14 protein-coding genes and 1 pseudogene are annotated in these 13,761 nt (G+C 71.2%); 4 read left to right on the top strand and 11 right to left on the bottom strand.

Going from position 1 to position 13,761, the window contains the following annotated elements; all coding sequences use genetic code 11:
• Positions 1–146: 146 nt before the first annotated feature.
• The 10 genes from ACR807_RS12955 to ACR807_RS12910 all read right to left on the bottom strand — a co-directional run bounded on the left by ACR807_RS12955 (position 147) and on the right by ACR807_RS12910 (position 10,013).
• Positions 147–1,127 carry a hypothetical protein gene (locus ACR807_RS12955; RefSeq protein ID WP_438921513.1) on the bottom strand — a complete coding sequence of 327 codons (981 nt, stop codon included), beginning with the start codon at positions 1,125–1,127 and terminating at the stop codon, positions 147–149.
• A gap of 78 nt (positions 1,128–1,205) precedes the next feature.
• Positions 1,206–2,093 carry an SDR family NAD(P)-dependent oxidoreductase gene (locus tag ACR807_RS12950; protein WP_438921512.1) on the bottom strand — a complete coding sequence of 296 codons (888 nt, stop codon included), beginning with the start codon at positions 2,091–2,093 and terminating at the stop codon, positions 1,206–1,208.
• Between the two features lie 265 nt (positions 2,094–2,358).
• Entirely contained in the window at positions 2,359–3,540 is a 1,182-nt protein-coding gene (locus ACR807_RS12945) for an ABC transporter ATP-binding protein (protein ID WP_438921511.1), read from the bottom strand.
• A gap of 4 nt (positions 3,541–3,544) precedes the next feature.
• Positions 3,545–4,390, bottom strand: coding sequence for a carbohydrate ABC transporter permease (locus ACR807_RS12940; RefSeq protein WP_438921510.1), 846 nt, complete (start codon positions 4,388–4,390; stop codon positions 3,545–3,547).
• Positions 4,390–5,340 (bottom strand): carbohydrate ABC transporter permease, encoded by a 951-nt coding sequence (locus tag ACR807_RS12935; protein WP_438921531.1) that lies wholly within the window; start codon positions 5,338–5,340, stop codon positions 4,390–4,392. Before ACR807_RS12935 ends, ACR807_RS12940 begins: the two co-directional genes overlap by 1 nt.
• Before the next feature lie 8 nt (positions 5,341–5,348).
• A complete protein-coding gene (locus ACR807_RS12930; protein WP_438921509.1) occupies positions 5,349–6,596 on the bottom strand; it encodes an ABC transporter substrate-binding protein in 1,248 nt (415 codons plus the stop codon).
• A gap of 171 nt (positions 6,597–6,767) precedes the next feature.
• On the bottom strand, positions 6,768–7,304 hold the full coding sequence (locus ACR807_RS12925; protein ID WP_438921530.1) for a YflT domain-containing protein: 537 nt from the start codon (positions 7,302–7,304) through the stop codon (positions 6,768–6,770).
• Positions 7,305–7,442: 138 nt separating this feature from the next.
• The gene (locus ACR807_RS12920; RefSeq protein ID WP_438921508.1) at positions 7,443–8,639 is read right to left on the bottom strand and encodes an acyl-CoA dehydrogenase family protein; all 1,197 of its coding nucleotides are present in this window, start codon (positions 8,637–8,639) and stop codon (positions 7,443–7,445) included.
• Between the two features lie 129 nt (positions 8,640–8,768).
• On the bottom strand, positions 8,769–8,930 hold the full coding sequence (locus tag ACR807_RS12915; RefSeq protein WP_438921507.1) for a hypothetical protein: 162 nt from the start codon (positions 8,928–8,930) through the stop codon (positions 8,769–8,771).
• 123 nt (positions 8,931–9,053) lie between these two features.
• Entirely contained in the window at positions 9,054–10,013 is a 960-nt protein-coding gene (locus tag ACR807_RS12910) for an HpcH/HpaI aldolase/citrate lyase family protein (RefSeq protein ID WP_438921506.1), read from the bottom strand.
• 112 nt (positions 10,014–10,125) lie between these two features.
• On the opposite strand from ACR807_RS12910, the gene ACR807_RS12905 reads away from it, so the two are divergent.
• The 4 genes and pseudogenes from ACR807_RS12905 to ACR807_RS12890 form a co-directional block, all read left to right on the top strand.
• Positions 10,126–10,461 carry a hypothetical protein gene (locus tag ACR807_RS12905; protein ID WP_438921505.1) on the top strand — a complete coding sequence of 112 codons (336 nt, stop codon included), beginning with the start codon at positions 10,126–10,128 and terminating at the stop codon, positions 10,459–10,461.
• Positions 10,458–11,354: an aminoglycoside phosphotransferase family protein gene (locus ACR807_RS12900; RefSeq protein WP_438921504.1), complete on the top strand. Its 897-nt coding sequence runs from the start codon at positions 10,458–10,460 to the stop codon at positions 11,352–11,354. The genes ACR807_RS12905 and ACR807_RS12900 overlap by 4 nt, the downstream gene beginning before the upstream one ends.
• Positions 11,355–11,358: 4 nt before the next feature.
• Complete coding sequence (locus ACR807_RS12895; protein WP_438921503.1) at positions 11,359–12,603, top strand: magnesium transporter MgtE N-terminal domain-containing protein; 1,245 nt, start codon at positions 11,359–11,361, stop codon at positions 12,601–12,603.
• A pseudogene (locus ACR807_RS12890) lies at positions 12,596–13,042 on the top strand (DUF1003 domain-containing protein); the annotation flags it as partial. The gene ACR807_RS12895 and the pseudogene ACR807_RS12890, both read left to right, overlap by 8 nt.
• Positions 13,043–13,272: 230 nt before the next feature.
• On the opposite strand, the gene ACR807_RS12885 reads toward ACR807_RS12890, so the two are convergent.
• A complete protein-coding gene (locus ACR807_RS12885; protein WP_438921502.1) occupies positions 13,273–13,758 on the bottom strand; it encodes a MarR family winged helix-turn-helix transcriptional regulator in 486 nt (161 codons plus the stop codon).
• Between the last annotated feature and the right edge of the window lie 3 nt (positions 13,759–13,761).

The raw sequence follows: 13,761 nt of genomic DNA, 5'->3' as shown, positions 1-13,761 counted from the left end.
GTTGGACTCTCGGGTCCTGAGCGTTGGACTCTCGGGGGCTGAGCGTTGGACTCTCGGGGCGTGAGCGTTGGACTCTCGGGTCCTGAGCGTTGGACTCTCGGGGGCTGAGCGTTGGACTCTCGGGGCGTGAGCGTTGGACTCTCGGGTCAGCGGGGGGTTTCGAACTTGGGGAGGGGGCGGGCCTGGTCCATGACGCGGTCGGTGTAGCTGTCCAGGAGGCGGGTGGCGATCTGCTGGCCGTAGCCGAGGATGACGGCCCACAGCAGCAGGGCCGCCTGGGACGCCACGCCGATCAGGCCGGTCGTCACGCCCGCGCCGAGGGCGAGGATGCCGACCACCGCCAGGGCCGCGCCCAGCAGCACCTTGATGAGCGCCTGGTAGCCGACCATCACGTACGGCGACAGGCTGGGCCGGCGGCGCAGCAGCAGCACGACCGCCGACAGCACCGCCCCGAACGCGCCGAGCACCTGCACGAGCCACACGTCCGCCCCCGCCGCGACCTTGCCCGCCGGGCACACCGTGGGCAACCGCTCCGAACCGACGCACATGGGCACCAGACCCGGCTTGAGCAGGCCGATCACCCCGAGCAGGGTGTTGACGACGAACAGCACGACCGAGGTGGCGATGAGCTTGTTGCGCAGCGCCCGCGACCCGGCGTGCGCGAAGTCGGACTTGTCGAACGACGCCCGCAGCGCGTCGACGACCATCTCCCGCTCGATCGACAGCGGGTACTCCCCCGGCCGCATCTCCTCCAGCGCGGTGCGCCGCGGGTCGCCGTCGTCGAGGTTCTCCGCGACCCGCGCCTTGAGGCCGGGCAGCCGCCCGAGGAACCCGCTGCCCGCGGCGACGACCGCGATCTCCGCCTCGTGCAGGGACCGCCAGGCGCGTTCGATGTGCCACCCGGACCACCAGGACGCCACGGCACGCCAGCGCGGCTCCTCGCGGGTGATCATGTCCTCGACCACGGCGGCCTCCGCCTCGGCGACCTCGCGCCACCGCTGGCTCTCCTGGTCGAGGGGGTCGGGCGGGCCGAGGGCGGCGAGGTCGGCGCGCACGCGGTCCAGCCGCGACTGGACCACCAGCCGCCAGTCCGTGACGCGGGGCTTGCGCGCACCCATGCCGCTCATGGTGGCACCTGCCCCGACCTGGGCGGACCGCTCATCGGGTGATCGGGGGGAACGCCCGCGGGCACTCCCCCCGACCGGTCACGCCGTGCGGCCGGGTTCCACGAGCTCACGCAGGCGCGGCGGCATGCGCTTCTCCAGGCCGTACGGTTCGAGGTGGGCCTGGAGGACGCCGTCGAAGGCGCGCTTGACGGACGTGGTGTCCCAGGTGTCGCTCTCCAGGATCGGCTGCTTGAAGTACGGGTGGCCGATGAGGTGGAGCTGCCGCCCGTTGCACCGCACGACCTGCCCGGTGATGCCGGCCGCGTCGTCGCTGAGCAGGAACAGCACGAGCGGCGCGACCTTGCCCGGGGTGCGGTCGGCGGGGATGGCGCGCAGCGACCGTTCCGACTTCCACACCATTCGGGTGTGCGCGACCGGGCACACGGCGTTGACGCGGATGTTCTCGTTCTCCAGGTCGAGCGCCCACGACGCGCTCAACGACGCCACGGCGCCTTTCGTCGCCGAGTACGTGGCGAGTTTCCGCTGCCCCAGGAAGGCGCCGGAGGAAACGTTGACGATGGAGCCGCCGCCCTGCTCCCGCATCGCGCGCATCGCGGCCATACCGGTGAATATGACCCCCAGGAGGTTCACCTCGACGGTGCGCCGGATCGTGTCCGGGTCGTCCTCCCACGGCTGGGTCTCGTAGTTCAGGCCGGCGTTGTTCACCAGGCCGTCGACCCGACCGAACTCGGTCAGGCACATCCCCACGATCTTCTCCGCCTCGCTGGGGTCGGCCACGGTGTGCGCGCTGGCCACCGCCCGTCCCCCGTACGCCCGGATGTGCTCGGCGACCTGGTCCGCCAGCTCGGCGTCCACGTCGTTGACCACGACGGCCGCGCCCGCCTGCGCCGCGTGCATCGCGTACGCCTCGCCCAGCCCCCGACCGGCTCCGGTGATCACCACTGCTTTGCCGTCAAGAATCCCCATCTCAGAACTCTTCTCTGTGCTCGGCGGACTCCCCTGCCCCGACTCCGTATCGGTCGGGGTCGTCCCCGCCTTCGACCAGGGTGGGGACCGGCCGGAGGCGCGGGGCCGCCGAAGCGCCCAGGTGCGTGTTTGATGCGCTGAATGGCCTATGCACTTCGTCCCGACCGATGGTCCCGACAGGTCAGTAACGCCCAGTGAGGTTTGTGACGGTGCAAATAAAAGGGCCGCCCCGAAAGCGGGACGGCCCTTCTTCCGGGTGACCGGTTCAGCCGCTGTAGGTCAGGTTGCGGCCGTTCTTCGGGTCGAACAACTGCACCTTGTCCGCGTCGAACCAGATCTCCGCCGGCTGGCCGGTGGTCGCCGCGGACGCCGCGGAGATGCGGGTGACCAGCGGCACGCCGTCGCCGGGGACGTCCGCGGTGCCCGCGTCGGCGGCCAGCTCGGCGAGCTCCGCCGACGTCGCCTGCTCGCCGGAGAGGCTGAAGTAGGCGAACTTGTCGGAGCCCATGGACTCCAGCACGTCGACCTGGCTGGTGAACGTGACGCCGGACGAGCGGACGTGGTCCTCCACCAGCCGGGCGTCCTCGAAGTGCTCGGGGCGCAGGCCCATGATCACCTCGCGGGGCGCGTCGCCGCCCTCCAGCAGCCCGCGCACCCGGTCGGTGAGCGGCACGTCGCCCAGCGGCGACCGCAGCGAGCCGTTCTCCAGGGCGGCGGGCACGAAGTTCATCGACGGCGAGCCGATGAACCCGGCGACGAACAGGTTGGCCGGGTTGTCGTAGAGGAACTGCGGCGCGCCGATCTGCTGCACCGCGCCGCCCCGCATCACCACCACCCGGTCGCCCAGGGTCATCGCCTCGGTCTGGTCGTGCGTGACGTAGACCATGGTCGTGCCGAGCTGCTTCTGCAGCCGCGCCACCGACGTGCGCATCTGCACGCGGAGCTTGGCGTCGAGGTTGGACAGCGGCTCGTCCATCAGGAACGCCTTGGGGCTGCGCACGATCGCCCGCCCCATGGCCACGCGCTGCCGCTGCCCACCGGAGAGGTTCGACGGCTTGCGGTCGAGGTGCCCGGTGAGGTCCAGGATCTCGGCCGCGTCGCGGACCTTCTTCTCCACGGTGGTGTCGTCGACCTTCGCCAGCCGCAGCGGGAAGGCCATGTTCTCCTTCACCGTCATGTGCGGGTACAGCGCGTAGGACTGGAACACCATGGCGATGTCGCGGTCCTTGGGCGCGCGCTCGTTGACGCGCTCGCCGCCGATGCGCAGCTCGCCGGAGGTGATGTCCTCCAGGCCCGCGATCATGTTGAGGGTCGTGGACTTCCCGCAGCCGGACGGGCCGACCAGGATGACGAACTCGCCGTCGGCGATCTCGATGTCCACGTCCCGCACGGCCACCGCGCCGTCGGGGTACTGCTTGGTCACGCTGTCGAGCACGATCTCGGCCATTGCCTCACCCCTTGACGGCGCCGGAGGTCAACCCGGCGACGATCCGACGCTGGAAGAACAACACGAACAGGATGATCGGGATGGTGATGACCACCGCGGCGGCGGCGATCGACCCCGTCGGGTCCTCGAACTGGGAGCTGCCGGTGAAGAACGACAGCGCCACGGGGACGGTCCGCGACGACTCGGTCGAGGTGAGCGAGATCGCGAACAGGAAGTCGTTCCAGCAGAAGATGAACACCAGGATGGCCGTGGTGAACACCCCCGGCGCGGCCAGCGGCGCGATGACCCGGCGGAACGCCTGACCGGGCGTGGCGCCGTCCATCTTCGCCGCCTTCTCCAGCTCCCACGGGATCTCGCGGAAGAACGCCGACAGGGTGTAGATCGCCAGCGGCAGCGCGAACGTGATGTAGGGCAGGATCAGGCCGGGCCAGGTGTCGAACAGCCCCAGCGTCCGCTCGATCTCGAACAGCGGCGACACCAGCGAGATCTGCGGGAACATCGACACCAGCAGCGAGACGCCCACCAGCACCTTCTTGCCGGGGAAGTCGAGCCGGGCGATGGCGTAGGCGGCCATCGTGCCGAACACCACGGCGATCGCGGTGGCGATGATCGCGATGCCGATGGAGTTGACCAGCGCCCGCACGAACTCGGTGGTGGAGAAGATCGACGCGTAGTTGTCGAGCGTCCAGGCGCGCGGGATGAAGTTGCCGTCGCCCAGGGTCTCCTTGGTCTTGAACGACAGCGACACGATCCACAGCACCGGGAACAGCGCGTACACCACGACCAGGACGTTGAGGGCCGTCCAGCGCGCCTTGCGCGCCGTGGTCTCGGCCCCGCCGATGCCCGCCATCAGCGCCTCCCCCCGCCGTCGCTGCCGGGGGCAGCGGTGCCGAACAGCTTGACGAAGATGAACGCGATGATCGCCACCGCGATGAAGATGAGCACCGACATGGTGGAGCCGATGCCCAGGTTGAGACCCTTGATCAGGTTGTTGTAGGTGGTCATCGAGACGGACGCGGTGCCCTGCGACCCGGCGGTGAGCACGAACAGGTTGTCGAAGATGCGGAACGCGTCGAGCGTGCGGAACAGCAGCGCCACCAGGATCGCGGGCTTCATCACCGGCACGATGACCTTGGTGAACCGCTGCCAGCCGCCCGCGCCGTCCATCGCGGCGGCCTTGAGCAGGTCGTCGGGCACCAGGGCCAGGCCGGCCATGAGCAGCAGCGCCATGAACGGCGTGGTCTTCCAGATCTCGGCGAGGATCACGATCATGATCGCCGGGATCTTCTCGGTGAGCACCGGGTCGCCGCCCGCGATGGTCTCGGCGAGGTAGCCGGTGCCGGGCGTCCACGCGTACCGCCAGGAGAACGCGGCGACGACGGTGACGATGCCGTACGGGATGAGCGTGGCGGTCCGCACGATGCCGCGGCCCACCAGGGTGCGGTGCATGATCAGCGCGAGCGCCATGCCCAGCACCAGCTCGATGACCACGGACACCACGGTGATCACGATCGTGATCCACATGGCGTTCCACCAGTACGGGTTGGTCAGGACGGTGACGTAGTTGTCGAGGCCGACGAACTCGGTGCGGTCCGGGAACTTCAGGTCGTAGCGCTGGAGCGACAGCCACACCGAGTAGATGATCGGCCAGCCCGCGACCGCGGCCATGATGAGGATCGCGGGCGCGCACAGCAGCAGGCCCAGGCGGCGCTCGGCCTTCTTGCCCTCGCTCAGCACGGCCTTCGCCCTGCGCGGCGGGGTGTCCGGCTGTTGCGCGTCGCGGACGGGCTCGGCGTTGATCGCCTGGCTCACGGCAGCACCCCCTTGGAGTCGAGCGCGTCCTGGAGCTCGGACCTGAGCCGCTCGGCCGTCGCCTTCGGGTCGATGCCCGCGGGCGGCGACAGGATCGTGGAGATGACCGTGGAGACGTTCTGGTACGCGGGGGTGGCGGGACGCGCGCTCGCGTTCTTCAGCGTCTCCAGGATCGCCTCCTTCATCGGGTACGGCTCGGCCATCTCCGGGTCGTCGTAGACGGACTCGATGGTGGGCGGCACGCCGTCGTTGATGGCCGCGAACTTCTGGTTCTCGGCGTTGCGCAGGCAGGTGACCGCGTCGAACGACTCCTCGGAGTGCTCGCTGAACGCGCTGACCGCGTAGTTGATGCCGCCGACGGTCACCTTGGACTCGCCGCCGCCGACCGCCGGGAAGGGCGCCCACTTGAGGTTCTTCGCGAACTCCGGGTTCGCCTGCGCGGCGGCGTACACGTACGGCCAGTTGAGCATGAACGCGGCCTTGCCGCCCTCCATGGCCAGGCGCGCGTCGTCCTCGGCGGCGTTGGAGAAGGACGGGTCGACCACGTCGGAGGTCGCGAACTCCTTGAGCGCCTCCAGCGCCTCGACCGCGCCGTCGTCGACGACGGCCTTGGTGCCGCTCTCGTCGATGATGCGGCCGCCCGCGGAGTTGACCAGCGTGTTGTAGAGGACGACCAGGCCCTCGTACTGCTTGCCGGTGGCCTCGACCAGGCCGGGCTTGCCCTGCGCCTTCAGCTCGGAGCCGACCCGGATCATGTCGTCCCAGGTCTCCGGCGGGGTCTGCACGAGGTCACCGCGGTACCAGAGGAGCTGCACGTTCGTGTTGTCCGGCGCCCCGTACAGCCTGCCCTCGTAGCGGGCGGTCTCCAGGGGCGTCTCCAGGGTGCCGTCCTCGACCTCGGCCTTCGCCCGCCCGGTGAACTCCTTGATCCAGCCCGCCTCGGCCAGCTCGGCGGTCCAGGTGACGTCGAGCGCGAGGACGTCCATGTCGGTGTCCCCCGCGGCGAGCCTGCGCACCATCTGCTCGCGCTGGCCGTCGGCCTCGCGGGGCAGCTTGTGGTAGACGATCTCGTAGCCGTCGGCCTGCGCGTTGCAGTTGTCGACGATCTTCTGGAAGTTCTCCTGCGGGTACTTGTAGACGTTGACGACGGTCCCGCCGTCCCCCGAACCGCACCCCGCCAGCACGGATGTCGCGACCAGCGCGACGGCCCCCGTGGCGGCCAACCGATGACGCTTGCCCCTCACCGGCCCTGCCTCCTTCCCGACAACGGAGGAGCCAGACGGCCTGCCCGGCACCTCGTCGTGCCCCCGTCCCGGCAAGCAGCCGGTCGGTGGGTCGAACCTAGGCCCGGTGATCAGGTGCCGCAACCACGTGAGCCCAGACGGGCTCTACCCCATGATCGTGAACGGCAAACGTCAGTCTTTCCTCACGTCGGAGGGGCGCAGGGCGAGCTGGGCGAGCAGGTCGCGGCCGCGTTCGGCGGAACGGGGCTGGCACAGCACGTCGTAGCGACCGGCCACCAACTGGCTGGCGCTCTGGAAGTCCCGCTTGCCGCGGGTGGAGCTGTAGCCGACGGCGGCGAAGATCAGGCCGAAGGCGACGCCGACGAGGAGGCCGGCGACGATCGGCCCGAGGCTCGTGCCGGGGCTGGTGTTGAACAGGCTGAGCAGGACGCCGACGAACAGGCCGAACCACGCGCCCGACGCGGCGCCGGTGCCGAGGACGCGGCCCCAGGTGAGGCGGCCGGTGACGCGTTCGACGAGCATCAGGTCGACGCCCACTATCGTCACCTCCTGCACCGGGAAGTCCCCGTCGGCGAGGAAGTCGACGGCCCGCTGCGCCTCCTCGTAGGTGCCGTAGGAACCGATGGGCCAGCCCGTGGGCGGCGTCGGGAGGCGCGGGGGCACGCCGGGTCGGTTCTGGCCGGAGAAGGAACTCGTCACGGTGACCACCTCTTCGCGGTGCTGATCACCCCATCCTGCCAACACCGCGCGAACCGCGCGAAACGGGTGGAGCCGAAACTGATGCGAACGTGACCTGCGCCGGTCCCGCGCGGCGCGGCGCGGGACCGGCTCCGACGGCGTCGGGGGTCAGCCGCGGGACCGGTACTCGCGCAGCAGGCCGCGGCTGATGATGGTCTTCTGGATCTCGCTGGTGCCCTCGCCGATGAGCAGGAACGGTGCCTCGCGCATCAGGCGCTCGATCTCGTACTCCTTGGAGTAGCCGTAGCCGCCGTGGATGCGGAACGCCTCCTGCGTGACCTCGGCGCAGTACTCGGAGGCGATGAGCTTGGCCATGCCGGCCTCGACGTCGTTGCGCGCGCCGGAGTCCTTGAGGCGGGCGGCGTTGACCATCATCAGGTGGGCGGCCTCGACCTTGGTGGCCATCTCGGCGAGCTTGAACGCGATGGCCTGGTGCTCGGCGATGGCCTTGCCGAACGTCCGGCGCTGCTGCGCGTACTCGACGGCCAGCTCGAAGGCCCGCAGGGCGATGCCGCACGCGCGGGCGGCGACGTTGACGCGGCCGACCTCGACGCCGTCCATCATGTGCCGGAAGCCCTGGCCGGTCTCGCCGCCCAGCACCTGCTCGGCGCCGATCCGGAAGCCGTCGAACACCATCTCGGTGGTGTCGACGCCCTTGTAGCCCATCTTGTCGATCTTGCCGGGGATGGTGAGGCCGGGCGCGACCTCGCCGTAGCCCTCGGGCTTCTCCACCAGGAAGGTGGTGAGGTTCCGGTGCGGCTTGTCCTCGCCCTCGTCGGTCCTGACGAGCACGGCGGTGAGGTTGGACGTGCCGCCGTTGGTCAGCCACATCTTCTGGCCGCTGATGGCGTAGCCGTCGCCGTCGCGGGTGGCCTTGGTGCGGATGGCGGCGACGTCGGAGCCCAGTTCCGGCTCGGACATGGAGAACGAGCCGCGCACCTCGCCCGCGGCCATGCGCGGCAGGTACTTCTCCTTCTGCTCGGGCGTGCCGTGCTGCTTGAGCATGTGCGCCACGATGAAGTGGGTGTTGATCACGCCGGAGACGGACATCCAGCCGCGCGCGACCTGCTCCACGACGAGCGCGTAGGTCAGCAGGGACTCGCCGAGCCCGCCGAACTCCTCGGGGATGGTGAGCCCGAACAGGCCCATCTCCTTCATGCCCTCGACGATGTCCGCCGGGTAGGTGTCGCCGTGCTCCAGCGCCTGCGCGTGCGGGATGATCTCCTTGTCCACGAACGTGCGGACCGTCGACAGGATCTCCTCCTGGACGTCGGTGAGTCCTGCGGTCTGGGCCAGGCGCGCCATCGCACGGTTCCCTTCGTAGGCACGGGAGGTTACCGGCGAGTATGGCCCGGTTAACGCTCGTTCGCGCCACGAGAGTGCTCATCACCACGCGCTGAACCGAAACAGCAGCCCCGCGCCCGCGACCGGCCGCTACGCGCCGATCTCCAGGGCGACCCCGCAGTGGCGGCACACGTCGAAGAACACGTGGACGTCGCGGGTGCAGCGGGGGCAGTTCCGGAAGCTGCGCTCCAGCAGGTCGTCGGCGGGCCTGCGCCGGAACAGCCTCTTCCGCTCGGCTCGATGTCTGGACACGCCCTCCACCATGCACGGGGGACGGGGCGTGATCGCCACTCCGCGCCCCGATCTGTGGGCATGCTCACCGGCGGGGCCACCGGTCCGTGACCCCGCCGGCACGACGCGTCACCGCGCCGGGGGTCACTGCTCCGGCGGCGACCACGCGTTCGTGCGGGACATGCCGGCCGCACGCCCCTTCGAGGAGATCACCAGCGCCATCTTGCGGGACGCCTCGTCGATCATCTCGTCGCCCAGCATCACGGCGCCGCGCCTGCCGCCCGCCTCCGACGTGAAGTAGTCGTAGGCGTCGAGGATGTTCTCGGCGTGGTCGTAGTCGTCCTGCTTGGGGCTGAACACCTCGTTCGCCGCGTCGATCTGGCCGGGGTGCAGCACCCACTTGCCGTCGAACCCGAGGGCGGCCGAGCGGCCGGCGACGCGCGTGAAGCCCCCGACGTCGCGGATCTGGAGGTACGGGCCGTCGATGGCCTGCTTGTCGTGCGCCCGCGCCGCCATCAGGATCTGCATGAGGATGTAGTGGTAGGCGTCGCCCACGTCGTAGCCGGGCGGCTGCTCGCCGACGACCAGCGACTTCATGTTGATCGACGCCATGAAGTCGGCCGGGCCGAAGATGATCGTCTCCACCCGCGGCGAGGCGGTGGCGATGGCGTTGACGTTGATCAGGCCGAGGGCGTTCTCGATCTGCGCCTCGATGCCGATGCGGCCGACCTCGTAGCCCATGGTCTTCTCGATCTGCGTCAGCAGCAGGTCCAGCGCGTGCACCTGCTCCGCCGTCTGCACCTTGGGCAGCATGATGCAGTCGAGGTTGGCCCCCGCGCCCTCGACGACCTCGGTCACGTCGCGGTAGGTCCACTCGGTGGTCCAGTCGTTGACGCGGACGACGCGCGTGCGCGACCCCCAGTCGCCCTCGTTGAGGGAGGCGACGACGGTCTTGCGGGCACCCGGCTTCGCCAGCGGCGCGCAGGCGTCCTCCAGGTCGAGGAAGACCTGGTCCGCGGGCAGCGTGCGGGCCTTGTCGATCATCTTCTGGCTCGACCCGGGCACGGCCAGGCACGAACGACGGGGACGCTGCTGGTCGACCACTGGGGTACCTCCTCGTACCGGCCGGTAACTACCTGTCGGGAAGCCTGGCACGCCCTCCGGGTGCCCGCTATTCCGTGAGTCCCGGCTCACAGGGTCGTGGCAGGCTTGACCGGTGGAGATCGAGCGGGTGCTGGACGCCGCGCTGCGCAAGGCCGCGGCGGTGTGGGTGAGACCGGACGGGCACGACGCGCGGCTGGTGTGGGCGCTGTGGCGGGACGGGGCCGTGCTGGTGGCGGTCGGCGGGTCCGAGCAGGTCGTGCCCGGCCTGGCCGACGGCGTCGCCTGCACCCTCACGGTGCGGTCGCCGACGACCCGCTCGCACCTGGCCGACGTGCCCGTGACGGCCCGCCGCGCCGACCCGGACGCCGACACCGCGACCGCCCTGCGCGCCGCGCGCCTCAACACCACCCCCGCCTGGGCCGACGTCTACCGCCTGGAGCCCGCGTGATCACCGTCCCGGCCGGCTTCGGCACCTACCTCGGCGAGGGCTCCGACGCGTGGCTGGCGTCCCTGCCGGGGCTGGCCACGAGGTTCTGCGCCCGCTGGGGCCTGACCCCGGACGGCCCGCTGCTGCACGGCCTGGTCGCCGTCGTGCTGCCGGTGCGCCGCGCGGACGGCCGCCCGGCCGCCCTGAAGCTGACCTGGCTCGACGAGGAGACCCGGCAGGAGCCGCTGGCCCTGCTGACCTGGGACGGCGACGGCGTGGTGCGGCTGCTCGACCACGACGACGAGCACGGCGCGCTGCTGCTGGAGCGCCTGGACCACACCCGGTCGCTGCTGGACGTGCCGGCCGAGGAGGCGGTGGCGGTCGCGGGCGGCCTGCTGCGCCGGCTGCGGGCGGACGGCGCGGGGTTCCGCCGCCACCGGGTCGACGACCTGGTCGCGGAGAACGAGGAGCTGGGCCGCCCGCTCCCGGACGCCCTGGTCCGGGAGGCGCACGAGGTGGGCCTGGAGCTGGCGCGCACCGCCGGCACGACCCTCGTCAACGAGGACCTGCACTACGCGAACGTGTTGCGCGGCGACCGCGAGCCGTGGCTGCTGATCGACCCGAAGCCGCTGTCGGGCGACCGCGAGTTCGGCGTGATCCCGCTGCTGTGGAACAGGTTCGACGAGCTGTCCGGCGAACGCGGCCTGCGGGACCGGCTCGCCGCGCTGTGCGACATCGGCGAGCTGGACGCCGGGAGGGCGCGGGCGTGGACGTTCTACCGGGCGGTCGACAACCGGTTGTGGGCGCTGCGCGACGGCCACCGCGACGTGCTGCCCGCCCTGGAGGCGATCACCTCCGCCGTCCGTCGGTCCACAGTGGAACGCGGCACCGCCCGCGCCGACGAACTAGCCTGATCCCGTGAACCGCGTCTTCGCCGCCCAGCTCGCCGGCCTGCCCGTGTTCGGGCCCGCTGGCGAGTCGATCGGCAAGGTCCGCGACCTGGTCGTGGGCCTGCGCGTGGACCGGCAGCCGCCGCGCGTGCTCGGCCTCGTGCTGGAGCTGGCCACCCGCCGCCGGATCTTCGTGCCGATGCTGCGGGTCACCTCGATCGAGCCGAACGCGGTGACGCTGGCCACCGGGTCGGTGAACCTGCGCCAGTTCCACCAGCGCGCCAACGAGGTGCTGGTGGTCGGCGAGCTGCTCGACGCCCGCGTCACCCTCGACCAGGGCGCGTCGGCGGTGCTGGTGGACGCCGCGATGGAGCCGTCGCGCACCCGCGACTGGCGGATGACGCGGGTCGCCGTGCGCGAGCGCACCGGGCGGCTGGGCAGGCGCGGACCGGTGGTGGTGCTGCGCTGGGAGGAGATCTCCGGCCCTTCGGCCACGCAGCTCGCCGACCAGCCGCAGGGCGCGCACCACCTGGTCGCCGTGTTCGAGCGGATGCGCGCCGCCGACGTGGCGCTCGCCCTGCACGGCCTGCCGGCCAAGCGCCGCTACGAGGTGGCCGAGGCGCTGGACGACGAGCGGCTGGCCGACATCATCGAGGAGATGGCCGAGGAGGACCAGAAGGACGTGATCGCGCACCTGGACGACGAGCGCGCCGCGGACATCCTGGAGGCGATGAACCCCGACGACGCCGCCGACCTGCTGGCCGAGCTGCCGGAGCGGGAGAAGGACCGGCTGCTGGAGCTGATGGAACCGGCGGAGTCGGCGCCGGTGCGGCGGCTGCTGGCGTACAGCTACGACACGGCGGGCGGCCTGATGACGCCGGAGCCGGTGGTGCTCGCCCCGGACGCGACCGTCGCCGAGGCGCTGGCGCACGTGCGCAACCCGGACCTGACGCCCGCGCTGGCCAGCATGGTGTTCGTGTGCCGCGCGCCGACGGCCACCCCGACCGGCCGCTACCTGGGGTGCGTGCACATCCAGCGGCTGCTGCGCGAACCGCCGTCGGCGCTGGTGGCGGGCGTGCTCGACACCGACCTGACGACCCTGTCGCCGGACGCGTCGCTGCCCGACGTGACCCGCTACTTCGCCGCCTACAACCTGGTGTGCGCGCCCGTGGTGGACGAGGCCGACCACCTGCTGGGCGCGGTCACCGTGGACGACGTGCTGGACCACCTGCTGCCGGACAACTGGCGGGAAACGGGGCTGAGCCGTGCCTGAACTGCTGCCCCGCCGGCGGCTCGACCAGCCGCGCACGCCCGCGCGGTTCCGGCTGCCGCTGGACCCGGACTCGTTCGGGCGGTTCTCCGAGCGGCTGGCCCGGTTCATGGGCACCGGGAAGTTCCTGTTCTGGCAGTCGCTGTTCGTGCTGGTGTGGATCGCGGTGAACATGGTCGCCGTGTCGTTCCGGTGGGACCCGTACCCGTTCATCCTGCTGAACCTGGCGTTCTCCACGCAGGCCGCCTACGCCGCGCCGCTGATCCTGCTCGCGCAGAACCGGCAGGACGACCGGGACCGGGTGTCGCTGGAGGAGGACCGGTCGCGGGCCGCGCAGACCAAGGCCGACACCGAGTACCTGGCGCGGGAGCTGGCGGCGCTGCGGCTGGCCGTCGGCGAGGTCGCGACCCGCGACTACCTGCGCAGCGAGCTGGAACGCGTGTTCCGCGAGCGCAAGCGCGGCGGCAAGGACAGCGGCGGCAAGGACAGCGGCGGCGGGAAAGACGGGGGCAAGGACGGCGGCGGCGGGAAAGACGGCGGGAAGAACGGCGGCGGCAAGGGCAGCGGGAAGGACCGCGACGCGAAGGGCGGTGCGAGGGACGAGGACGCGGTGAAGGACGACCTGCCGTCGTCGCCGTAGTCGGCCGCCGCCCGCCCGGGGCCGGCGCCCGTTCAGTCGTCGGTGGAACCGAGCCGGTCGCACGACCGGCCGAACTCCTCCAGCTCGGCCCCGCCGAACGCCTCGGCGAAGTGCCGCACCACGCCCGTGAGGTGGGTGCCGGACGCCACGCGCAGCCGGTCCAGCCCCTCGGGGGTGAGCACCGCGACGACGCCGCGCCCGTCGCCGTCGGCGCGTTCCCGCAGCACGAGGTTCGCGCGCTCCAGGCGGTCGACCAGGCGGGTCACCCCGGAGCGGGACAGCAGGACGGCGTCGGCCAGCTCCGTCATCCGCAGCCGGTGCTGCGGCGCCTCGGCGAGCTGCACCAGGACGTCGTAGGCGGCCAGCGAGAGGCGTTGCTCGGCGATCAGCTCGGCTTCCATGACCCGCGTCAGCCGTGCGTGAGCCCGGAGGAAGGATCGCCACACCCCCAGCTCGGTTCGGGTGGGCAACCGGGCAGATCCGCTTTCCGGCACGGATACCGATGTTACGGAAAGCACGCG

Source organism: Saccharothrix sabaoui, from assembly GCF_051756985.1.
Classification (GTDB): Bacteria; Actinomycetota; Actinomycetes; order Mycobacteriales; family Pseudonocardiaceae; genus Actinosynnema.
The sequence above is the reverse complement of the archived record's forward strand: the minus strand, read 5'-3'. Positions and strand labels throughout refer to the sequence as shown.

Bases quoted from the DNA above. Each gene is read 5' to 3' on its own strand.
- ACR807_RS12955 (WP_438921513.1), bottom strand. From the start codon at position 1,127: ATGAGCGGCATGGGTGCGCGCAAGCCCCGCGTCACGGACTGGCGGCTG.
- ACR807_RS12950 (WP_438921512.1), bottom strand. From the start codon at position 2,093: ATGGGGATTCTTGACGGCAAAGCAGTGGTGATCACCGGAGCCGGTCGG.
- ACR807_RS12945 (WP_438921511.1), bottom strand. From the start codon at position 3,540: ATGGCCGAGATCGTGCTCGACAGCGTGACCAAGCAGTACCCCGACGGC.
- ACR807_RS12940 (WP_438921510.1), bottom strand. From the start codon at position 4,390: ATGGCGGGCATCGGCGGGGCCGAGACCACGGCGCGCAAGGCGCGCTGG.
- ACR807_RS12920 (WP_438921508.1), bottom strand. From the start codon at position 8,639: ATGGCGCGCCTGGCCCAGACCGCAGGACTCACCGACGTCCAGGAGGAG.